This window comes from Bradyrhizobium sp. (assembly GCF_035935975.1).
Lineage (GTDB): Bacteria > Pseudomonadota > Alphaproteobacteria > Rhizobiales > Xanthobacteraceae > Bradyrhizobium.
In genome coordinates, this window is the sequence record NZ_DASYWN010000053.1 from 111,552 (window position 1) to 131,020 (window position 19,469).

The window sequence follows — 19,469 nt, forward strand, 5'->3', positions numbered from 1 at the left end:
TCCGCTACCGCCCTATATAGGGCATGGGGACGCGTTGGCCTATCGGCGATGCGGCCGTCCGGCCTTGTCGTGACGATGATTGTGATCGGGCTCGGCACCGGCGGCTGCAGCTTTTCCCGCGGTGACAAGACGGCCTACGCCAAGGCCGAGGACAGCGACCTCACCGGCTCGATCGCGATGCTGGCGAAGGACACCGCTCCGACCGAGACCGATCTTGCCTTCGCCCGTAACGCCGCCTCCGATGTGCTGAGCAAGGGCGACAAGGATTCCAGCCAGCACTGGGAAAATCCGGAAACCGGGGCGCGCGGCTCGGTAACGCCGATCGCCCAGTCCTATGCGGCCGAGGACGGCCGCAAGTGCCGCGATTTCCTCGCGAGCTATGTCAACGGGGCGACCGAAAGCTGGCTCCAGGGTGCCGGATGCCAAAGCAGCCGTGGCCGTTGGGAGATTCATACGCTAAAGCCGTGGCGTAGCTAGGAATCGCGCCGGAAGACTAGTTGCAAAAATGCCACTTGCCCCCCACATGAGGCTCAGGTGGGGGCGGGGAGCCCCTTTTAACATTTCGATTTCCCAAGAGGAGACGTGACGGATGCGCGACCCCTATGAGGTCTTGGGGGTGCCGCGGAGCGCCAACGCTGCCGCGATCAAGAGCGCCTATCGCAAGCTGGCCAAGAAGCATCATCCCGACAGCAACAAGGATGACCCGAAGGCCGCCGAGCGCTTCTCCGAGATCAATTCGGCCAACGAGATCATCGGCGACGAGGACAAGCGCAAGCAGTTCGACCGCGGCGAGATCGACGCCGAGGGCAAGCCGCGCTTCCAGGGCTTTCCGGGCGGCGGCGGCCCGCGCGGTCGCGCCGGTCCTGGCGGGTTCGAGAGCTACAGCTTCCGTAGCGGCGGCGCAGGCCCGGGCCAGGGCGCGGGCGCGTTCGAAGACATCCTCAACAGCATGTTCGGCGGCGGGATGCGCGGTGCGCGGCCCGGGGCCGGCAGCGCCGGCCAGTTCGAATTCGACACCGGCGGGATCGGGCTCGATCTCGACGTCAATGTCGCCATGTCCGTCTCGCTCGAAGAATCGGTCAAGGGTGGCGAGAAGCGCGTGCGGTTGCCGAATGGCAAGGAGCTCAACGTCAAGATTCCGGCCGGTGTCGTCGAGGGCCAGCAGATTCGTTTGCGGGGGCAGGGCGAGAGCGCCCAGGGCCATCCGCCGGGCGATCTGCTGATCACCATCAGCGTCACGCCGCACCCGCACTTCAAGGTCGAGGGCGCCGACTTGCGAATCGACCTGCCGGTCACGCTCTACGAGGCGGTGCTCGGCGGCAAGGTCCGGGTGCCCACCCTTGGCAATGCGGTCGAGCTCTCGGTCCCCAAAAACACCTCCAGCGGCCGGACCTTCCGACTCAAAGGTAAGGGCTTGCCGAAATCTGCTGGAACCGGGGATCTCTTCGTCACTATCAGGATTATGCTACCGGACGGGAACGACGCCGAGCTTGAAGCATTGATGGAGAAGTGGCGGGACCAACACCCCTACAATCCACGTAGCGGGCTTGGCTGAAGCATGATCCGGAAAAGTGCGCAGCGGTTTTCCGGAAAGATCATGCGCAAAAAAAGCTGAGCGCGAGCGATCGCGCTTTGCGGCGAGAGACCGGAACTGAAGGGGTTCTCCTAAAAGCCTAGAGCATCTCCCCGCAGGATGATGCTCATCATATGCCTGAGGCGTGGTAGCGCTTCATGTATCGGCGCGTCGGCTGTCCGGCGGGGCAGCCGATAAATAGGTGCGGCCTCGAGAGGGGGACCAGCGCGGTACCAAAAACCCCAATCGAGGCCGCCCGCGTCGATCGGCGGATCGAACGCTACTCATATTCGCGTGAACACCCGGTGCGATAATGAGACGCACGCATGTCTTGATTCCAAATTTTCGATGACGGAATCGAGGCACTGCGCGGTTTGAAGGACGCCCAAGCCAAGCTTGGGCTATGGCGGGTTGTCTAACCGCCGTTTTTCTCTGCCTGGTCGTACACGGCTTGCGCCACCTTGGTCAGCCGGTCGCGATCTGCACCGCCGCCGCTGACGACGTAGCCGACGCCACGCTCGGCCCAGAACAGCGCGCCGTCCTTGTCCGTCTTCGCGTATCGCATTTGCGTCGCACCATTCTCGGTCTTGGCGGTGTAGATCGTGTAGCGCTCGCCCGAAGCTCCCTCATACATCAGGAAGGACGCCGGCCCGCTCGGCCCCGGCAGCAGCCGGCCGCCGACCAGCTTCAGTCCGCTCGCTTCCAGATTCGGAGCGAACACGGTCCAGCCGCAGCGCCGGGTCAGCCAGGCCTGGAGGTGGTCGCGCTCGTTGCCGCCGACCTCGACGGGATGGCGGACCTCGACGACATAGAGGCGGTGGGCGTCGAGCGCGTCCGCCGTGAAGCTTTGGAAGGTCGAGGGTGCGTTGGCGGCGCCATGCGCGACCCAGCCGGCCGTGCCGCCGGCGACGAAGGCCACCAGCACGGCGGCGGCAGCTCGATAGAGCCATTGCCGCGGACGGCGCTCCAGCCGTTCGAGCTCCAGCCGGGCCGGCACCGGCTCCTGCACGACGGCATCGTAGCGGGCGTGCAGCATCTCGGCCATGGCGCGCCATGACTGCACCCGCTCGGCATCATCAGGGTGGGCGGCGAGCCAGGCCTCGACGTCGGCACGACGCTCGGCCGGCAGCTCGCCGTCGACATAGGCGTGCAGCTCGTCCTCGGTAACGGGAATATTGCGGTCGTTCATATCAGTCGTCTCTGGCTCTGCGGCCCAAAAAATCCTACGCGGTTCAACTGCGCTGCTTCTCTCTCCGTGCAGGGAAGGCGGCATGCGCGATGCATCAATCCTGCCATCATTTCACCCGCCTGAGCGCCGGGCGCTCACCTTCCAGCGACGCTTTAACGTGTGCGCGGGCGCGCGCCAGGCGGGACATTACGGTGCCGATCGGCACGCCCTGGATATCGGCGACCTCGCGGTAGCTCATGCCCTCCAGCATCACCAGCAGCAGTACCGAGCGCTGCTCCTCCACCAGCGTTGCGAGCGCCTTCTCGATGTCGCGTCCCTCGGCTTCGGTCCCGCTGGCATCGGGATTGTTCTCCGTCAGCTGCATGAATTGCGGCCGCCTCGCCAGCGAGCGCCGCCGGTTCTTGTTGAGGTTGGTCAGGATCGTATAGAGCCAGCTCCTGACGTCGCCTCCGAGAAACAAGCGCTCCGAACGGAGCGCACGCACCAACGTATCCTGCACCAGATCGTCGGCTGCATCCGCATCGCGCGTCAGCGCGCGGGCGTAGCGGCGCAACGCCGGGATCATGGCTTCCACACTCTGGCGAAACGCACTCATGCCGTGTTTGATGTCCTGCCGTTCGGCGCAAAGGCCACAATCATCATAACACCCGAATGGAACGGCTATTCCGGCGCTCGAAACAGCGTTAACGCCGCGTATTAGGGCTGTACCGCAAGGGAGGGCTGGTGTACCTCCAGACCTCAACGAGAGCTCGACGGGACGTTAGCGAAATGGCGCAGAATTCAGGTCTGATGCAGGGCAAGCGCGGGGTGATCCTCGGCCTTGCCAACAACCGCTCGATCGCATGGGGCATCGCCAAGGCATGCCACGCCGCAGGCGCCGAGCTCGCCTTCACCTATCAGGGCGATGCGCTGAAGAAGCGCGTCGAGCCGCTCGCCGCCGAGATCGGTGGCCTCGTGCTCGGCCATTGCGACGTCACCGACGCTGCGACCATCGACGCGGCCTTCGCGGTGCTGCATGAGAAATGGGGCAAGATCGACTTCCTGGTGCATGCGATCGCCTATGGCGAGCAACTCGACGGCCGCTACGTCGACACCACGCCGGAGAACTTTTCCAAGTCGATGCTGATCTCCTGCTATTCGTTCACGGCGGTGGCGCAGCGCGCCGAGAAACTGATGACCGATGGCGGCTCGCTGATCACGCTCAGCTATTACGGCGCCGAGAAGTGGATGCCGCATTACAACGTGATGGGCGTGGCGAAGGCTGCGCTCGAAGCCAGCGTGCGATACCTCGCCGCCGACCTCGGTGAGAAGAACATCCGCGTCAACGCGATCTCGGCAGGACCGATCAAGACGCTTGCGGCATCCGGCATCGGCGACTTCCGCTATATCCTGAAGTGGAACGAGAATAACGCGCCGATGCGGCGCAATGTCTCCACCGAAGACGTCGGCGGCAGTGCGCTGTATTTGCTCTCCGACCTGTCGCGGGGCGTCACCGGCGAGGTGCATCACGTCGATTCCGGCTACCACGTGCTGGGCATGAAGCGACCCGACGCGCCGGACATCTCGTTCGGCAGCAAGGACTAGCCCTTAGATTCTGGAATGCCCGTGCCTACGATCTATTACCTTCGCCACGGCGAGACCGAGTGGAATGCGCTCGGCAGGCTTCAGGGCACCCAGGACATTCCGCTGAACGCGCGCGGGCGCGGCCAGGCCGCGCAGGCCGGCGGCGTTCTCGCCGATCTCTTCAAGCGCGACGGCCGCGACAAGGCCGCGTTGCCCTATGTGTCGAGCCCGCTCGGCCGGGCGCGCCAGACCATGGAACTCGCGCGCGGTAAGCTCGAGCTGCCGGTGGCGGACTACACGCTGGACGATCGCCTGCGCGAGATCGGTTATGGCGCCTGGGAGGGGCTGACGCTGGCCGAGAGCGAGGCGAAAGATCCCGACATCTATGCAAGGCGCCTCGCCGACAAATGGACCGTTGGGCCCGTGGGCGGGGAGACCTACGCCGATGTGCAGGTCCGCGTCCGCGCCTGGTATGACGAGCTTCGGACCGACATCGTTGCGGTCGCCCATGGCGGCACCTGCCGGGCCCTGATGGTCTCGCTCGGCCTTGAGACCCCCGCCAGCGCCGCCGAACTCTATATCGAGCAGGGCACCGTCTACGTGTTCCGCGACGGCCGGCTGGACAGGTATAGTTAAGCAACCCCGCCGTCATTCCGGGGCGCCCGAAGGGCGAACCCGGAATGACGGGAACGGGGTTGAACGCGGTGTTCCCGGGCGCTACCACACGTCAGCGCTGACTTACGAGCTAGAGACGGATGTCCTTCAACACCTTCGGCCATATGTTCCGTGTCACCACCTTCGGCGAGAGCCATGGGGTGGCGATCGGCTGCGTGGTTGACGGCTGCCCGCCGATGATCCCGCTCACCGAGGCCGACATCCAGAAGGACCTCGACCGCCGCCGGCCGGGCCAGTCGCGCTTCACGACCCAGCGCCAGGAGCCGGACCAGGTGAAAATCCTGTCCGGCGTGATGGCGCATCCGGAGTCCGGCGTGCAGGTGACGACGGGCACGCCGATCGGGCTGCTGATCGAGAACACCGACCAGCGCTCCAAGGACTATTCGGAGATCAAGGACAAGTTTCGCCCGGGGCATGCCGACTTCACCTATGAGGCGAAGTACGGCCTGCGCGACTATCGCGGCGGCGGCCGTTCATCCGCGCGCGAGACCGCGATGCGCGTCGCCGCCGGCGCGATCGCACGAAAGGTGCTGCCCGACGTGAAGGTGCGCGGCGCGCTGGTGCAGATCGGCCCGCACAAGATCGACCGCGACAAATGGGACTGGGACGAGATTGCCAAGAATCCGTTCTTCTGTCCGGACAAGGACAAGGCCGCGTTCTTCGAGACCTATCTCGACGGCATCCGCAAGAGCGGCTCCTCGATCGGCGCGGTGCTCGAGATCGTTGCCGAGGGCGTGCCGGCGGGCCTGGGCGCGCCGATCTATGCCAAGCTCGATTCCGATCTCGCGGGCGCGATGATGACCATCAACGCCGTGAAGGGCGTCGAGATCGGCGCCGGCTTTGGCGCGGCGGAGCTCACCGGCGAGGAGAACGCCGACGAGATGCGCACCGGCAATGACGGCACGCGTTTCCTGTCCAACCATGCCGGCGGCGTCCTGGGCGGCATCTCCACGGGACAGCCGATCGTGGTGCGCTTCGCGGTGAAGCCGACCTCGTCGATCCTCCAGCCGCGTCTCACCGTCGACCGCCACGGCGCCGATACCGAGATCTTCACCAAGGGCCGTCACGACCCCTGCGTCGGCATCCGCGCCGTCCCGGTCGGCGAAGCCATGATGGCCTGCGTGCTGGCCGACCACTTCCTGCGCGATCGCGGGCAGGTGGGGCGCTAGCGCAAGGTCTTCATCTTGCGGTGCTGGCCCACCGCGTAGCTTGACGATCGCACAACTTCGTCCGCAAATGGCGCATGGAAAATTCCGAGCTCCAGCGCATCACCAACTGGCTGATCGACGGCGCGAGGTCGTCGGCGACCCCTTCCGAGATGATCGCCGAGGTCTGCGAGCATCTGGTCGCCGCCGGCCTGCCGCTGTCGCGGTTCGGCATCTTCATCCGCACGCTGCATCCGGAGATATTCGGCCGTAACTTCATCTGGCGAGAGGGCCAGAAGGTCGAGATCGGCACCGTCGATTTCGAGATCCTGGAGACGCCCGAATTCGCCAAGAGTCCGCTGCGGATCGTGTTCGAGGAGGGGTTGGAAGTCCGGGGACGGATGGACGATCCGGACAGCAGGCGATTTCCGTTCCTCGACGACATGCGCGCCGAAGGCGTGACCGACTACCTCGCGATGCCGATGCACTATCTCGACGGCTCGATCCACGCGACGAGCTGGATCACGCGGCGTCCGGGCGGTTTCAGCGACGACCACATCGCGGCGATCCGCACGATCGTGACGCCGCTCGCGCGCGTCAGCGAGATCATCAGCCTCCGCCGCACCGCCGAGATGCTGCTCGACACCTATGTCGGCAACCGCGCCGGCGCGCGCATCCTCGGCGGCCAGATCCGCCGCGGCCACAACGACACCATGCAGGCCGCGATCTGGCTCTCGGATCTGCGCGGCTTCACTGCGCTGTCGGACCGCCTGCCGGCCGAAACCGTGGTCGAGATCCTCAACCAGTATTTCGACTGCCAGGTCACTGCGATCCGCGGCCATGGCGGCGAGGTGCTGAAATTCATGGGCGACGGCCTGCTCGCGGTGTTTCCGATCGACGAATATGTCGGCGATGCCGCGCATGTCTGTGCGCGCGTGCTGGAGGCCGCGCGCGAATCCCGCGCCAGTGTCGAGGCGCTCGCCTTTCCGGTCGGCGACATCGTCGAGCGCTTCCGCTTCGGCGTCGCGCTGCATGTCGGCAACATCCTCTACGGCAATATCGGCGGCGGCAACCGGCTCGACTTCACCTGCATCGGGCCCGCCGTCAATCTCGCGGCACGGTTGGAGAAGATCGCCGGCCGGCTCGGCCGCACCGTCGTGGTGTCGGAAGTCTTTGCCAATGCCTGCCGCCACGACTGGCGCGCGCTCGGCGAATTTCCGATCGCGGGGTTTTCCAAGGCACAGCGCGTCTACGGGCTCGGGGAGGAGACGCCGGTGGTGATGGCGTGAAGCAACGGGCTCGCTCATGACCGTCGAATTCCGCCAGATCGAGGTCGCCGATACCGATGCCTTTCGAGCCGCTGTCGATACCGTCGCCCGTGAACGCAAATACATTGCGCTGGTGGAGGCACCGCCGATCGAGCAGGTCCGCGCCTTCGTCGCGCGCAATGTCGAGCGCGGCTATCCACAGATCGTCGCCGTCGCCGACGGCGCTGTCGTCGGATGGTGCAACGTGCCGCCGGCCAGCCGCGCCGTCTCGGCGCATGTCGGCGATCTCTTCATGGGGCTCGTACCAGACTTCCGCGGCAAAGGCTTTGGCGAAAGGCTGCTGCGGCAGGCCGTTCGGGCCGCGGACCAATTTGGCTTCCGCCGCATTGAGCTCGGCGTGTTCGCGACCAACACCGCGGCAGCCGCCCTCTATCGCAAGGTTGGGTTTGTCGAGGAGGGCATCAAGCGGATGGCGATCCTGGTCGACGGCACCTATCACGACGAAATCATCATGGCGCGCCTCAAGAGTTAGCGCCTCACTCCTCCGGCTCCGTCGTGAACAGCAGCGGATAGCCCTTGGCGCGGCCGGCGTCGGTGGCGCGCGTCGCCTTGGTTTCGGCCACGTCCTTGGTGAACACGGCAACCACGCAGGCGCCCAGCTTGTGCGCGGTGATCATCACCTTGTAGGCCTGATCCTCCGTCATGCGGAACTCGGCCTTCAGCACCATGGTGACGAACTCGCGCGGCGTGAAGTCGTCGTTGATCAGGATGACCTTGTGCAGCTTGGGCCGCTCGACCTTGGTCCTGGTCCTGGTTTTCGGCTTGGTGACGGTGTCGTTCATTCCGCCTCCCGGACTCGGCGGGCTGGGGTTTCCGCCGCGGCGATCAGCTTGCGGCTTTCGCACCATATTGCAGAACCTGTACCTTCTCCAAGGTGATGAGGCCGCTCGACATCATGCCATCCAGGATGGGCAGGAATGCGTTGATGTTGTCCTCGCTGTCGACGATCTCGATCAGCAGCGGCAGGTCCTCCGAGAGCCGCAGGATTTTCGAGGTGTGCAGCCGGCTCGACTTGCCGAAGCCCATCGGGCCGCGCAAGACGGTTGCCCCCGCAAGATGCCGCTCGCGTGCCGTCATCACGATTGCTTCATAGAGCGGCTTGCCGTCGTAATGGTCGCTCTCGCCGATGAAGATCCGCAGCAAAACGGCCTGATTGGGAATTTGCATGATCAGCTCCTTTTCAAGCGGTTGATGCGGGTTGCCATCATATGCCCCGCCCATACCGACACCAGCCAGCAGACGACGGAGGCCGCGATATAGGCCAGCGCGGTGTATTTCATGCCGCCGTGGAACAGGCGGAAGGTCTCGAGGCTGAAGGTCGAGAAGGTGGTGTAGCCGCCGCAGAACCCGGTCATGACGAACTGCCGGTGCTCGGGCCGCGCCAGCATGCGACCGTCCGGGCCGGTCAGTGTCGCATAGAAGCCGATGATCAGCGAGCCTGTGGCGTTGATGAACAGCGTCGCGACGGGGAAGCCCGGCCCGGTGTCGAGCGCGATCCCGACCAGATAACGCGTCAGCCCGCCGACGATGCTGCCGGCGGCAACCCAGGCATAGAGCACCGCAGTACGCCAGCGCTCAGTGGAGGAGGGGAAGTTCATCGGTCGCTATCCCCCAAGACTGTCAGCGAGGAGGAAGCCGCAACTGACGGCGGCAAGGCACAGCCCGACCGAGAACACGACATTGCCGAGCGCGTGCATCGGCTCGCCGGCACGGGCGAGCGTCAGCGTCTGCAGGCTGAACGAGGACACCGTGGTGTAGCAGCCGAGGAACCCGGTTACCGCGAACAGCCAGGGATTGGGCGAGGCGAACAACGAGCCGGGATGGGTCGCCAGCGCGCCGAAGATGCCGATCAGGAAGGCGCCGGTGACGTTGATGGTCATGGTGCCCCAGGGAAAGGTCTCGCCCATCCGCCGCGCGATCGCGCCGGAGACGAAATAGCGCGCGCAGCCGCCCAGCACGCTGCCGACCACGATTGCGATCACTCCGCTCAACACGATGAATCATCCCCCGCTGTCATTTGTTCTCCGTAGCCAGCCCATTGCCGACGGCGAGCAGCCCCACCAGCGAGACCAGCGCGAAGCCGAGCCCGGCGAGAAACGTGCCGGCCGGGCCATAGGCGTCCCACAGCGCGCCGGCGATCACGCTCGCGGCCAGCAGAGCAAGGCCGGTGAACAGGTTGAAATAGCCGAAGGCGGTGCCGCGCAGGCTTGGCGGCGCAGCGTCCGCGACCAGCGCCGAGAGCAGGCCTTGCGTCAGCCCCATATGCAGCCCCCACAGCACGACGCCGAGCGCCAGGCCGCCAAGGCTCGGGAGTAGTGCGAGCGCGAGATCGGCGCCGGCGAGAAAGACGAGGCCGAGCGCGAGCAGGCCGGTGCGGTTGATCCGGTCCGACAGCACGCCGGCCGGGTAGGCGGAGAGCGCGTAAGCGACGTTCATCAGCACCAGCACCGCCGGCACCCACATCACATTGAGCCCGATGTTCTGCGCGCGCAGGATCAGAAAGGCTTCGCTGAAGCGCGCCAGCGTGAAGACGACGCCGATCGCCACGACGCGCCAGTACACCGCCCCAAGCTGCCGCATCGCGGCGAGATTGAGCGGGTTCTTCGCGCGCTCCCGGCTCGGGTCCGGCTCCGGCTCGTCCACCGCGAACGCGATCAGTCCGAACGACAGGAAGGCCGGCAGCACGGCGACCCAGAACACGAGGGCAAAATTATCCGCGGTCCACCACATCAGGCCGATCGCCGCGAGCGGCCCGACGAAGGCGCCGACGGTATCGAGCGATTGGCGCAGGCCGAAGCTCGCGCCGCGCAGGCCTGCGGGCGCGATATCGGCAATCAGCGCATCGCGCGGCGCGCCGCGGATGCCCTTGCCGACACGGTCGATGAAGCGCGCGGCCACCAGCCATCCGACACTGGGGGCGAGCGGGAACAGCGGCTTTGTCAGCGCGGCGAGCCCATAGCCGAGGGCCGCGAGCAGCTTGCGGCGGCCAAGCCAGTCCGACAGCGCGCCGGAGAAGATCTTCGTGATCGAGGCCGTGGCCTCCGCGATACCCTCGATGAAGCCGACGGTGAGCGTGGAGGCGCCAAGCACGGTGACCAGATAGACCGGCAGCAGCGCGTGGATCATCTCCGAGGAGACGTCCATCAGCATCGAGACGAAGCCGAGCACCCAGATCCCCCTGGGCAGCCCGGCGCGCGCAGCCTCCTTCGGTGTCGTCGCCGTCACGCCTTCTCCTTCTCCTGGCCCATCTGGCCCTCGCGTTCAGGCAACAAAAAACCCGCCATCGGCGGGTTTGTCCATGCTCCCGCCAAAGGCAGAGGCTCAAAGATCGCCCCACCTCAAGCAGGAGTCATCAGCCCACTACGGTCACAAGCCGCCGGGCGGTTATCGGGGGACTCCATCCCCATCTATATGCTGAGCCTAGCATGGAAATCGTGCACGACAAGTGGGCGGGGGAGTGTCTCCACATGGCGCCCGTCATTCCGGAGCGACGTGCCGCATCGATGACGGTGGGAGCCATCGCGCCTGTTCCAGCGGCGCAAGCGCAGCAATGCGGCGGCAGCTTTGTGCAAGCGCGCAAATTCCTAACTCGAATGTGAAGCGCAAGCGATCTTCGCGCTTTGCGGCAAGCCGTTTGCATGTCACCATCGCGTCATACGACGGGAGACTGCGATGCGCTTGCTGTTCTCGATCGGGGCTGTGCTGGTGGCCGGCGTTCTCGCCGGGGGGGATGTCGCGGGCATCGCGGCACCAGGGCCCAAGCTTGAGCCGCCAAAAAATCAGCCGCAGCGGCTCGCAGCCGACAAGGATACGCAGTCGGTCGACGTCGAGCTGATCCTCGCGGTCGATGTCTCCTACTCCATGGACATGGACGAGCTTGCCATCCAGCGCGAGGGCTATGCGCAGGCGATCCAGTCGAAGGAATTCCTGCAGGCGCTGAAGCTCGGTCCGAACGGGCGGATCGCGGTGACCTATTTCGAATGGGCCGCCTCCACCGACCAGAAGATCATCATCCCCTGGCGTCTCGTCGACGGCCCCGAGACTGCGGATGCGGTCGCCGCCGAAATCATGAAGACGCCGATCCGGCGCGCCTCGCGGACCTCGATCTCTGGCGCGATCACCTTCGCGATGCCGCTGTTCGACGAGGATCCCTATCGCGGCTTGCGCCGTGTCATCGACATCTCCGGCGATGGTCCCAACAACAATGGCGGCCCGGTCACGGTGGCGCGCGATGCAGCGCTCGAGAAGGGCATCGTCATCAACGGCCTGCCGATCATGGTCAAGGAGCCGTCCTACTCGACCATGGATATCGACAATCTCGACTACTATTACGAGGACTGCGTCATTGGCGGCCCCGGCTCCTTCGTGATCTCGATCAAGGACCGCGAGAAGTTCAAGGAAGCGATCCGCACCAAACTTCTGATGGAGGTTGCTGGTCGCACCCCGGACCGCCCCGTGATGCGCGTGGCCGACAAGGAGCCGCGGGTCAATTGCATGATCGGCGAGAAGATCTGGTCGGATCGCTGGGGACGCTAGGGCGTTTTCGAGCGAAGCGGGGCTCCGGGCTCGCCTCGACCGCACCGCCTGAGCGCGGCTACGCCGATCCCTCACCAGTTCGGCGCCCGCTTCTCGACGAATGCTCTCAAGCCTTCCTGCGCCTCATCCGAGGTCGCGACGTTGCAGAAATCGTCGACGGCGCTGGCAATGCTGCGCCGGTAGTCGAGATCGATCTGGCGCATGAAGGCGGCCCGGCCCATCCGCAGCACCGCGGCCGATTTGCCGGAAAATTGCGCCGCGAGCTTCAAGGTCTCGGCCTCGAGCTCGGCATCTCCAACGACGCGGTTCACAACGCCGAGCTCGCGTGCCTCCGCAGCGCTGAAGACCCGGCCGGTGAACAACAGCTCGAAGGCGCGGTGACGTCCGACGATGCGCGGCAGATGGGCGTAGTGGATCGCGGGAATGACGCCGACGTCGATCTCGGGATAGCCGAACGTCGCGCTCTCGGATGCCAGCACGACGTCGCAGGACACCGCCATGGTCATGCCGCCGCCCCGCGCAGCGCCACCGACCGCGGCGATCGACGGTTTGCCGAGCCCATATTGGGCGTCGTAGAGGTCGATATAGAGCGCCTGCAGGAACTCGCGGATCTGCGCGCCGGATTTGCCGAGCAGGATGTCGAGATCGAGCCCCGCCGAAAAACGCTTTGCAATCGCGCTCGCCAGCACGACCACGCGTGCATCGCCATCGTCGGCGGCGCGGCGGAGCGCTGCGACCACGGCACGGATGACCTCGAGGCTCAGCGCGTTGACCGGCGGACGGCGCAGCGTGATGCGGGCGATGCCACCTGAGCGCTCATAAGTGACGGGATTGTCTGATGTCACCGGGGTCTCCATGCCTTAAGTGGTTGGAAGCTTCAACTGCAGGTCGATCTGATCGTCATTGCGAGCGCAGCGAAGCAATCCAGAGTCTTTCCGCGAAGGCAGTCTGGATTGCTTCGTCGCAAGTGCTCCTCGCAATGACGATGCTATCCAGTCCAGTGGGGCCCTCGCCCTTCGAGGGCCGCTGAAGAAGCGGCCGCCTCAGGGGGACGGCGCCAAGCGTGTTGTCGCTACTTACTGGCCAGCGGCGGCAGCGGCGGCACGCTGTCGTTCGGGGCTTCGGCCTGCATCGTGATCAGCGTCATCGAGACCAGATCGTAATAGCCGATCAGGCCGATGATATCCATGATGCCGCGCTCGCCGAACTTTTGCTGTGCCGCGCGATAGACGTCGTCGGACACTTTCTTGTCGCGATAGAGCGCCATCGCGAGGTCATAGAGCGCGGCCTCGTCGTCCTTCATCGCCTGCGGCCGCACGCCGTTCGCGACGTCCTTGGCGACCTGCGGATCGAGGCCGGCCTTCATCGCGAGCGGATAATGCGCGAACCATTCGTACTGCGCGGTCCACTGCCGCGCGGTGATCAGGATGGCGAATTCGCTGAGGCGTGCCGGCAGCGACGAATTCCAGCGCAAATAGTCCGACATCGCCGAGAGCTTTGGCGCCAGCTCGGGATTGCGGATATAGGCGCGATAGGGCGGGTTGGTGAACTTGGCATTGCGCGGCGGCACCGCGATCGCGTCCGCCCATTCCTTCTGCGGTGGGGTGAGCTCATCCGGCTTCAGCGGAACGAAGCGGGTCGGCTCGGCTGCGCGGCCCGCTCCCGAAAGCGTCACAGCAAGCAGTGCGGCCAGCGCCAGGCCAAGATATTTCATTGTCATCCTCCCATGTCGGCGGACTCGCGCCGCCTTGTTCGATCGCCAGCTTACGTTGTGGCGCGCGACAGGCAAGGATGTCGGCGCCGGGCGAGACTGCGGTGTCGGCATGGCCGTATGCCGCGTTTACGCGCCCGGCGCGATGGAGATCAGATCCGCGCCTCCAGGATCAGGTTGAACGGCGTCTCGGCGGCGCGGCGGAAGCGCGACAGGCCGCCTTCGTTCGCGACCTTGCGCAGCCTTGCCTCGCCGGCTTGCGCGCCGAGTGCGAGGCCCACCTCCTGGTCGAGCGAGGCCGGCGTGCAGATCATGGTCGACGCCGCGTAATAGACGCGCCCGACCGGGTTGAGATTGTCTTCGAGACGGTCGCCCGCGAACGGCTCGACCAGCATGCAGGTGCCGTCCTTCGCCATGCTCTCGCGCACATGCTTGATGGCGCCGACGGGGTCGCCCATGTCGTGCAGGCAATCGAAGAAGCAGACGAGATCGTAGCCTTCGGCCGGATAGGTCTTGGCCGAGTGGACCGCGAAGCTGATGCGGTCGCCGAGCTTTGCCTCGGCCGCCGCCTTTCGCGCCGCCTCGATCGAGCCCTCGTGATAGTCGAAGCCGTAGAAGCGGGAGTTGGGGAAGGCTTCCGCCATCAGCCGCGTCGAGACGCCGTGACCGCAGCCGACATCGGCGACCTTGGCACCGCGCTTGAGCTTGTCCACGACGCCGTCGAGCGCAGGCAGCCACTCCTGCACCAAGTGATGCATGTAGCCGGTTCGGAAGAAGCGGGCGGTGCCGCAGAACAGGCATTCGCTACGCCGGTTCCAGCCGACACCCTTGCCGCTCTTGAACGCATCCGTGATCTTCGGCTCGTCGAGAAACGCCGCGGCAATGACGTTACCGACGGCACCGAGGAACACGGGACTGTCCGGGTCTGCAAGCGCCATTGCTTGCTCCGGCAGCATCGAGAATTTTCCGGATGCCGAGTCATATTCGACGAAGCCGGACGCCGCCTGGCTCGAGAGCCATTCGCGGACATAGCGCTCCGTCGTTCCGGTGGCGCTCGCCAGCTCGGCGGACTTCATCGGTCCCTTGGCGGCGAGGGTGCGGTAAAGGCCGAGCTTGTCGCCCAGCAGCATCAGCGATGCGTTCATCGCCGCCCCGACCTCGGTGATCATCTTGCCCATAAAGGCATTCAACTTGTCGGTATCGACGTCCATGATAGCCTCCATCCGATGGCGGACATTTCAAGGGTCTGCGCACGCGCAGCACGGCGCGCGCAGCCTTGTAATTGGGTCCGCCTGCCACAGGTGAGGTTCAAGGCGTCAGGAAAAGGTGATCCCGGAACTGGGTAGCGTGATCCGTCGGCATCGCCTGACTGGCATTTGCACGATCCCGGGCGTATAATTTGCGAAGTTTTGACGGTTACCTGAATGCCCAGCCTCGCTCGTTCCTGCGGTCTTGCAACTCTCCTCACCGTGCTCTGCTTTGGCGGAGCGCCGGCTCATGCGCAGGTCGCGCCCGTGCAATATTGGATTCCGGGTGGGGCTTTCGGCTTTGGCGGCAGCACCGACAGCTATGGCAATTTTCCGAGCTTCAATGCCGGCGATGCCAAGGCAGGTTACGATTACAGGCCTGGCTTCGTTATGGGAAGCCAGCACGGCAGCTTCGGTCTCGGCGGGTTCAGCCAGCCCGCGACGGTCGGCAATTTCAGCGCGCTGTCCTATGACAGCACGCAGTTCGGCTACAACACCAAGACCGCGGGCGGCATGCCCGTCACGTTCTTTGCCGGTTTCAACGCGATGAAATACGGCGACGGAATCGGCAGCTCGCTTGCGCCGCTGACCTCGGGCGTCGCGCCCGGCTATGGCGCGTTCGCGGGTGTCGAGTTCAAGCCGACCTCCAACCTCAGCCTGTCGTTCGGGGCCGGGTTCACCCAGCAGGATTCGGGTCGCATGGACAGCGATATCAGATCGAATATGCTGCCCGGTGAATCGCCGGCATTGAGCGGGCTCCGGCGCTAACGCTGCATCACCTGCTCCGGCGGACGCCGCAGCGATCTCGGCATGTCCGGACCGGTTCCGAAGCGCATCACGATATCGGGGCGCCGTTCGCCGAGTCCGAGCAAGGCTGCGAATTGCGGCCGCAGTGCTGCGACCTCGACCGGTTGGTTGACGAAAGAATATTTGAGCCCCAGCGCGGTCGCCTGCAGGCCGAAGCGCTGACAGGCGCGGCCGACCGCGATCCACTGCGCCTTGTCGCTGCGATCGGCGGCCAGAACGACGACGCCCGCGGAACTGTCGAGCTGTTCGCGGTATTTTTTGTTCTCTCCGCCCTCGGTGAAGAAGACGCTCAGCAGCGGTCGCGCGATCCATGCGGCCAGGGATGGATTTCCCGAGACACGCGAGAACAGCCCGTCCATCGTCGCGAGCGCATCGGTCTCGTTGAAGCGCATCCAGCTCACGAGCTCGCGCATGAAGGCCTTGTCGCGCATCTGCGCTGAATTGCCCTCCATGACGTAGTCGGTGACTTTCCTGATCGCGGCGCGTTCGGTCATCAGGATCGCAGCGACGTTCGGCTCGCGGCAGGCGTTCTCGAGCTGGCGCAGCATCTCGGGCGCGGCCGGTTTGTTGTCGAAGACTGCACGGGTGCATTGCCTGAGGGGAATCGCACCGGCGAGCGCCGATGCCATTGGTGAAGCCTGCTCGAGTGCGATCACGATCCGGTCGCCGTCGACGACCGGGCTCGCGTGCCAGCCGAGCCCGTACGCCGCGAGAATGAGGTTTTCGGCGGCGCAGCCGAGACTGACGAAGAGGTGATGATCGTCCGGATCGACAGCCGGACAGCGGCGAGCGAAGTCGGGTGCAATCGAAATCTCGTTGCCACGGGCGGAGAAGATCCATGGCTGGGTGTTGTGGCTGTTGGCTGCAAGCGTCGCAAGGCGCACCAGCTCGCGATCCCTCGGCACGGCCTGTAGCGGGGCTCGCGACGCCTTCGCGGCCTCGTCGTAGGTCATCGTCGCCGCTTTAGCAGGGAGGTTGCCGATCGCGGCGGCAGAAAGCCCGAGCGCGGTCGCGATGAACTGTCGCCGGTCAACCACGAAAATCCGCTCCACATCCCGTTGCGCAAGGATGCTTTTAGCGTCAGCGGACGCCGGCGTGATTGACCGGAATCAAGGATGGATGTTGCCGGCGGCCTATCGCGTAAATCGAGCGACGAGCTCGACATGCGGCGTGTGGCGGAATTGGTCGACCGGAACGACGCTCTCGATTTTGTAACCGCCGTCGATCAGCAGCCGCGCGTCGCGGGCGAACGTCCCGACGTTGCAGGACACGGCAACGACCACCGGCACCTTGCTCGCGGCGAGTTTCAGCGCCTGCGCCTGCGCGCCCTGACGCGGCGGATCGAACACCACGGCGTCGTAGTCGCGCAGCTCCGGCGGCACCAGCGGGCGGCGGAACAGGTCGCGCGGCTCGGCCTTGATCGGCTTCAGGCCGGGCGTGCGCGCGGCTTTCGCGAGTGCGGCGACGGCGCCGGCGTCGTTGTCATAGGCGGTGACGCGCGCCTTCTCGGCGAGCCTGAGCGCAAACGGCCCGACGCCGCAGAAGAGGTCGAGAACCTCCTTGGCCTTGCCGACGCGTTCGGCAACGAGCGCAGCCAGCGTCTCTTCGCCCGCCACCGTCGCCTGCAGGAACGAGCCCGGCGGCAGCGTCACCTCGGCGCGGCCCATCCTCACCGTCGGCGGCAGGCGTTGCAGCACCAACTCGCCGTGCCGCGTCAGCCGCGCCAGGCGATGCTGCTCGGCGACGCGCGACAGCGCCGTGACCAAAGGCGTCGGCAGCGGGCCGGAGCCGCGTACGTCGACGTCGAGGCCGTTGGCGGTCGCGGTGACCTGGATGTCAAGCGGCTTCGTCACCGGCATCTTCGACGTCAGCGGTTCGGCGAGAGCCCAGGCTGCATCGAGCGCGCCCTCGAGCGCGGGATCGAGGATCGGGCACCGATGGATCGGGATCACGTCGTGCGAGCTCGCGGCAGAGAAGCCGACCTTCAGCACGTCATGCGTGCCGAACCGGCCGTGCAGCGTGACCCGCCGGCGGCCGGCGCCATGGGCATCGACCAGCGGCGTCACCTCGCATTCGATGCCGGCCTGCGCCAGCGTCTCCACCACGATGTTGCGCTTCCAAGCATGGTATGGCTCCGTCGCCCAGTGCTGGATCGCGCAGCCGCCACAGACGCCGAAATGCGGACAGAACGGCGCGATGCGCTCGGGGCTCGCGACGTCCACCGCCAGCAGCTTGCGGCGGTCGGGATGATGGCCGGCGACGTGATCGACCTCGACGGTCTCGCCACCCAGCGTATAGGGCACATAGATCGCATCGCCCGTCGTCAGCGAGACGCCGTCGCCGCGATGGCCGATGTGATCGATCGTGACGCGCTCAACCACGGCGCGCGCCCAGGAAGAATTCGATATTGCCGTCGCCGCCCGCGATCGACGAGGGGAACACCTCGATATGGGTGCAGCCGAGCGAAGCCGCGAACGCCGCGATGTCGTCGCAGATCTCCTGATGCACGGCGGCATCGCGGATGATGCCCTTCTTGTTGTGCTTCCGATCCGCCTCGAATTGCGGCTTGATCAGCGCCAGGAGGCTCGTCGGCGCGGCCGCCAGCGACAGCGCCACGGGCAGCACGGTTTTCAGCGAGATGAAGCTGACGTCGATGACGACGACATCGGGCCGGGCCGGCAACCGCTTGCCCTCGTAGCTGCGGATGTCGGTCTCCTCCATCGACACGATTTTTGGATGACCGCGCAGCGAAGGGTGAAGCTGGCTGGTGCCGACATCGATGGCGAACACGAGGCTCGCGCCGTTCGCCAGCAGCACCTCGGTGAACCCGCCGGTGGAGGCGCCGACATCGAGGCAGACATGGTCCTCGATCTCGATCGGGTAGCGCTCCAGCGCGCCGGCGAGCTTGACGCCGCCGCGGGACACATAGGGATGCGCGGGCTCGGCCTGGATCACCGCATCCTCGGCGATCGTCTCCGACGGTTTTGAAACCTGCTTGTCGTCGGCCGTGACGAGGCCGGCCTCGATCGCCGCGCGCGCCCGCGCCCGGCTCTCGAACAGGCCGCGCTCGACCAGCAGAACATCCGCACGCTTGCGGGCAGGGGACATCGGATCTCCGAAAGACGACTGAAAAGCTTATGTAGCGATCAATCGCGCGGCTGCCATCCGGACGCAAGTCTCGAACGCGGCCAGATCGTGCCAGACGTCGACCGGCATCGTAGCCGGCGTCACCAGCGGGCAGCCGTGCAGCTCCAGCGCATGGATCATCATGAGGTTGTCGACGAGGCCGAAATCCTCGACCGTCAGCCCCTGCGCGTCGACCAGCCGCCCGTCCTCGGACGCGACGGTCGTGAAGCGCGTGACGCGGTCGGCGTAGGTTGAGGGATCGTTGCAATAGCCGAGGCAGACCTTGCGGCGGCCGGCCATGTAGCCGAGCTCGTAGACGGTGCCGGGATCGGCACCGGCACCGCGAAACGGCGTCAAATTCGCGATGATGGCATCGGCCCCGTCCATCATCGCCTCGTTGCCGCAGAAAATCTGCCGCGAGGCGTCGGGCGCGGCGAGATCGATGGCGTTGTCGAGGGGATAGAGGCCGGTGAGGCCGTGCGCGGCGCAGATCGCGACCTTCCTTCGGCCGATCTCAACCGCATCCGGCAGGAACACGTCGGGGCCTGCCAGATAGATTTTCATGGAAG

23 protein-coding genes and 1 riboswitch are annotated in these 19,469 nt (G+C 65.6%); of the genes, 9 read left to right on the top strand and 14 right to left on the bottom strand.

Annotated elements, in window-relative coordinates; translation table 11 throughout:
* Positions 1 to 75: 75 nt before the first annotated feature.
* Positions 76 to 477, top strand: coding sequence for an RT0821/Lpp0805 family surface protein (locus VGR99_RS33340; protein WP_326904236.1), 402 nt, complete (start codon positions 76 to 78; stop codon positions 475 to 477).
* Positions 478 to 589: 112 nt separating this feature from the next.
* Positions 590 to 1,555 (top strand): J domain-containing protein, encoded by a 966-nt coding sequence (locus VGR99_RS33345; protein WP_326904194.1) that lies wholly within the window; start codon positions 590 to 592, stop codon positions 1,553 to 1,555.
* A gap of 433 nt (positions 1,556 to 1,988) precedes the next feature.
* On the opposite strand, the gene VGR99_RS33350 is transcribed toward VGR99_RS33345, so the two are convergent.
* Together VGR99_RS33350 and VGR99_RS33355 are read right to left on the bottom strand one after the other, a co-directional pair.
* Positions 1,989 to 2,762 (bottom strand): anti-sigma factor, encoded by a 774-nt coding sequence (locus VGR99_RS33350; RefSeq protein ID WP_326904195.1) that lies wholly within the window; start codon positions 2,760 to 2,762, stop codon positions 1,989 to 1,991.
* A 106-nt stretch (positions 2,763 to 2,868) separates the two neighbouring features.
* Entirely contained in the window at positions 2,869 to 3,357 is a 489-nt protein-coding gene (locus VGR99_RS33355; protein ID WP_011085414.1) for a sigma-70 family RNA polymerase sigma factor, read from the bottom strand.
* A 173-nt stretch (positions 3,358 to 3,530) separates the two neighbouring features.
* Here VGR99_RS33355 and fabI point away from each other — a divergent pair, with 173 nt between their 5' ends.
* The 5 genes from fabI to VGR99_RS33380 all read left to right on the top strand — a co-directional run bounded on the left by fabI (position 3,531) and on the right by VGR99_RS33380 (position 7,945).
* Positions 3,531 to 4,346 carry an enoyl-ACP reductase FabI gene (gene fabI / locus VGR99_RS33360; protein ID WP_326904196.1) on the top strand — a complete coding sequence of 272 codons (816 nt, stop codon included), beginning with the start codon at positions 3,531 to 3,533 and terminating at the stop codon, positions 4,344 to 4,346.
* A gap of 15 nt (positions 4,347 to 4,361) precedes the next feature.
* A complete protein-coding gene (locus VGR99_RS33365) occupies positions 4,362 to 4,961 on the top strand; it encodes a histidine phosphatase family protein (protein WP_326904197.1) in 600 nt (199 codons plus the stop codon).
* Between the two features lie 119 nt (positions 4,962 to 5,080).
* Positions 5,081 to 6,169 (top strand): chorismate synthase, encoded by a 1,089-nt coding sequence (gene aroC, locus VGR99_RS33370; RefSeq protein WP_326904198.1) that lies wholly within the window; start codon positions 5,081 to 5,083, stop codon positions 6,167 to 6,169.
* 74 nt (positions 6,170 to 6,243) lie between these two features.
* The gene (locus VGR99_RS33375; protein ID WP_326904199.1) at positions 6,244 to 7,434 is read left to right on the top strand and encodes an adenylate/guanylate cyclase domain-containing protein; all 1,191 of its coding nucleotides are present in this window, start codon (positions 6,244 to 6,246) and stop codon (positions 7,432 to 7,434) included.
* 16 nt (positions 7,435 to 7,450) lie between these two features.
* Positions 7,451 to 7,945 carry a GNAT family N-acetyltransferase gene (locus VGR99_RS33380; protein ID WP_326904200.1) on the top strand — a complete coding sequence of 165 codons (495 nt, stop codon included), beginning with the start codon at positions 7,451 to 7,453 and terminating at the stop codon, positions 7,943 to 7,945.
* A gap of 4 nt (positions 7,946 to 7,949) precedes the next feature.
* Here VGR99_RS33380 and clpS read toward each other — a convergent pair whose 3' ends face one another.
* The 5 genes from clpS to VGR99_RS33405 are packed head-to-tail and all read right to left on the bottom strand — an operon-like array spanning position 7,950 to position 10,698.
* Positions 7,950 to 8,255 carry an ATP-dependent Clp protease adapter ClpS gene (clpS, locus tag VGR99_RS33385; protein WP_326904201.1) on the bottom strand — a complete coding sequence of 102 codons (306 nt, stop codon included), beginning with the start codon at positions 8,253 to 8,255 and terminating at the stop codon, positions 7,950 to 7,952.
* 43 nt (positions 8,256 to 8,298) lie between these two features.
* A complete protein-coding gene (locus tag VGR99_RS33390; RefSeq protein WP_326904202.1) occupies positions 8,299 to 8,640 on the bottom strand; it encodes a DUF190 domain-containing protein in 342 nt (113 codons plus the stop codon).
* Between the two features lie 2 nt (positions 8,641 to 8,642).
* Positions 8,643 to 9,071 (bottom strand): fluoride efflux transporter CrcB, encoded by a 429-nt coding sequence (gene crcB / locus VGR99_RS33395; protein WP_326904203.1) that lies wholly within the window; start codon positions 9,069 to 9,071, stop codon positions 8,643 to 8,645.
* A 6-nt stretch (positions 9,072 to 9,077) separates the two neighbouring features.
* Positions 9,078 to 9,467: a fluoride efflux transporter CrcB gene (gene crcB, locus VGR99_RS33400; protein WP_326904204.1), complete on the bottom strand. Its 390-nt coding sequence runs from the start codon at positions 9,465 to 9,467 to the stop codon at positions 9,078 to 9,080.
* A gap of 19 nt (positions 9,468 to 9,486) precedes the next feature.
* Positions 9,487 to 10,698, bottom strand: a complete 1,212-nt coding sequence (locus tag VGR99_RS33405) for an MFS transporter (protein WP_326904205.1) — start codon at positions 10,696 to 10,698, stop codon at positions 9,487 to 9,489.
* Positions 10,699 to 10,809: 111 nt separating this feature from the next.
* Positions 10,810 to 10,887, bottom strand: a riboswitch (Fluoride riboswitch).
* Positions 10,888 to 11,145: 258 nt separating this feature from the next.
* Here VGR99_RS33405 and VGR99_RS33410 point away from each other — a divergent pair.
* On the top strand, positions 11,146 to 12,009 hold the full coding sequence (locus tag VGR99_RS33410; protein ID WP_326904206.1) for a DUF1194 domain-containing protein: 864 nt from the start codon (positions 11,146 to 11,148) through the stop codon (positions 12,007 to 12,009).
* A gap of 71 nt (positions 12,010 to 12,080) precedes the next feature.
* Here the strand turns inward: VGR99_RS33410 and VGR99_RS33415 are convergent, their stop codons facing one another.
* The 3 genes from VGR99_RS33415 to VGR99_RS33425 all read right to left on the bottom strand — a co-directional run bounded on the left by VGR99_RS33415 (position 12,081) and on the right by VGR99_RS33425 (position 14,931).
* Positions 12,081 to 12,854 carry an enoyl-CoA hydratase/isomerase family protein gene (locus tag VGR99_RS33415; RefSeq protein ID WP_326904207.1) on the bottom strand — a complete coding sequence of 258 codons (774 nt, stop codon included), beginning with the start codon at positions 12,852 to 12,854 and terminating at the stop codon, positions 12,081 to 12,083.
* Between the two features lie 227 nt (positions 12,855 to 13,081).
* On the bottom strand, positions 13,082 to 13,723 hold the full coding sequence (locus tag VGR99_RS33420) for a carboxymuconolactone decarboxylase (protein ID WP_326904208.1): 642 nt from the start codon (positions 13,721 to 13,723) through the stop codon (positions 13,082 to 13,084).
* A gap of 149 nt (positions 13,724 to 13,872) precedes the next feature.
* The gene (locus VGR99_RS33425; protein ID WP_326904209.1) at positions 13,873 to 14,931 is read right to left on the bottom strand and encodes a class I SAM-dependent methyltransferase; all 1,059 of its coding nucleotides are present in this window, start codon (positions 14,929 to 14,931) and stop codon (positions 13,873 to 13,875) included.
* Between the two features lie 213 nt (positions 14,932 to 15,144).
* Between VGR99_RS33425 and VGR99_RS33430 the strand changes: the two genes are divergently transcribed.
* On the top strand, positions 15,145 to 15,735 hold the full coding sequence (locus VGR99_RS33430; protein WP_326904210.1) for a hypothetical protein: 591 nt from the start codon (positions 15,145 to 15,147) through the stop codon (positions 15,733 to 15,735).
* On the opposite strand, the gene VGR99_RS33435 is transcribed toward VGR99_RS33430, so the two are convergent.
* The 4 genes from VGR99_RS33435 to VGR99_RS33450 all read right to left on the bottom strand — a co-directional run bounded on the left by VGR99_RS33435 (position 15,732) and on the right by VGR99_RS33450 (position 19,464).
* Entirely contained in the window at positions 15,732 to 16,811 is a 1,080-nt protein-coding gene (locus tag VGR99_RS33435; protein WP_326904211.1) for an Acg family FMN-binding oxidoreductase, read from the bottom strand. The two genes, VGR99_RS33430 and VGR99_RS33435, sit on opposite strands and share 4 nt — an antisense overlap.
* 96 nt (positions 16,812 to 16,907) lie before the next feature.
* Positions 16,908 to 18,155, bottom strand: coding sequence for a class I SAM-dependent RNA methyltransferase (locus tag VGR99_RS33440; RefSeq protein WP_326904212.1), 1,248 nt, complete (start codon positions 18,153 to 18,155; stop codon positions 16,908 to 16,910).
* Positions 18,148 to 18,882 carry a TlyA family RNA methyltransferase gene (locus VGR99_RS33445; RefSeq protein ID WP_326904213.1) on the bottom strand — a complete coding sequence of 245 codons (735 nt, stop codon included), beginning with the start codon at positions 18,880 to 18,882 and terminating at the stop codon, positions 18,148 to 18,150. Before VGR99_RS33445 ends, VGR99_RS33440 begins: the two co-directional genes overlap by 8 nt.
* 27 nt (positions 18,883 to 18,909) lie before the next feature.
* Positions 18,910 to 19,464 (bottom strand): nucleoside 2-deoxyribosyltransferase, encoded by a 555-nt coding sequence (locus VGR99_RS33450; protein WP_326904214.1) that lies wholly within the window; start codon positions 19,462 to 19,464, stop codon positions 18,910 to 18,912.
* Between the last annotated feature and the right edge of the window lie 5 nt (positions 19,465 to 19,469).

What these genes read in the sequence shown, in the direction of transcription:
- VGR99_RS33340 (WP_326904236.1), top strand. Translation starts at nt 76, where the DNA reads ATGATTGTGATCGGGCTCGGCACCGGCGGCTGCAGCTTTTCCCGCGGT.
- VGR99_RS33345 (WP_326904194.1), top strand. Translation starts at nt 590, where the DNA reads ATGCGCGACCCCTATGAGGTCTTGGGGGTGCCGCGGAGCGCCAACGCT.
- VGR99_RS33350 (WP_326904195.1), bottom strand. Translation starts at nt 2,762, where the DNA reads ATGAACGACCGCAATATTCCCGTTACCGAGGACGAGCTGCACGCCTAT.
- VGR99_RS33355 (WP_011085414.1), bottom strand. Translation starts at nt 3,357, where the DNA reads ATGAGTGCGTTTCGCCAGAGTGTGGAAGCCATGATCCCGGCGTTGCGC.
- fabI (WP_326904196.1), top strand. Translation starts at nt 3,531, where the DNA reads ATGGCGCAGAATTCAGGTCTGATGCAGGGCAAGCGCGGGGTGATCCTC.
- VGR99_RS33365 (WP_326904197.1), top strand. Translation starts at nt 4,362, where the DNA reads ATGCCCGTGCCTACGATCTATTACCTTCGCCACGGCGAGACCGAGTGG.
- aroC (WP_326904198.1), top strand. Translation starts at nt 5,081, where the DNA reads ATGTCCTTCAACACCTTCGGCCATATGTTCCGTGTCACCACCTTCGGC.
- VGR99_RS33375 (WP_326904199.1), top strand. Translation starts at nt 6,244, where the DNA reads ATGGAAAATTCCGAGCTCCAGCGCATCACCAACTGGCTGATCGACGGC.
- VGR99_RS33380 (WP_326904200.1), top strand. Translation starts at nt 7,451, where the DNA reads ATGACCGTCGAATTCCGCCAGATCGAGGTCGCCGATACCGATGCCTTT.
- clpS (WP_326904201.1), bottom strand. Translation starts at nt 8,255, where the DNA reads ATGAACGACACCGTCACCAAGCCGAAAACCAGGACCAGGACCAAGGTC.
- VGR99_RS33390 (WP_326904202.1), bottom strand. Translation starts at nt 8,640, where the DNA reads ATGCAAATTCCCAATCAGGCCGTTTTGCTGCGGATCTTCATCGGCGAG.
- crcB (WP_326904203.1), bottom strand. Translation starts at nt 9,071, where the DNA reads ATGAACTTCCCCTCCTCCACTGAGCGCTGGCGTACTGCGGTGCTCTAT.
- VGR99_RS33410 (WP_326904206.1), top strand. Translation starts at nt 11,146, where the DNA reads ATGCGCTTGCTGTTCTCGATCGGGGCTGTGCTGGTGGCCGGCGTTCTC.
- VGR99_RS33420 (WP_326904208.1), bottom strand. Translation starts at nt 13,723, where the DNA reads ATGAAATATCTTGGCCTGGCGCTGGCCGCACTGCTTGCTGTGACGCTT.
- VGR99_RS33425 (WP_326904209.1), bottom strand. Translation starts at nt 14,931, where the DNA reads ATGGACGTCGATACCGACAAGTTGAATGCCTTTATGGGCAAGATGATC.
- VGR99_RS33430 (WP_326904210.1), top strand. Translation starts at nt 15,145, where the DNA reads ATGCCCAGCCTCGCTCGTTCCTGCGGTCTTGCAACTCTCCTCACCGTG.
- VGR99_RS33445 (WP_326904213.1), bottom strand. Translation starts at nt 18,882, where the DNA reads ATGTCCCCTGCCCGCAAGCGTGCGGATGTTCTGCTGGTCGAGCGCGGC.
- VGR99_RS33450 (WP_326904214.1), bottom strand. Translation starts at nt 19,464, where the DNA reads ATGAAAATCTATCTGGCAGGCCCCGACGTGTTCCTGCCGGATGCGGTT.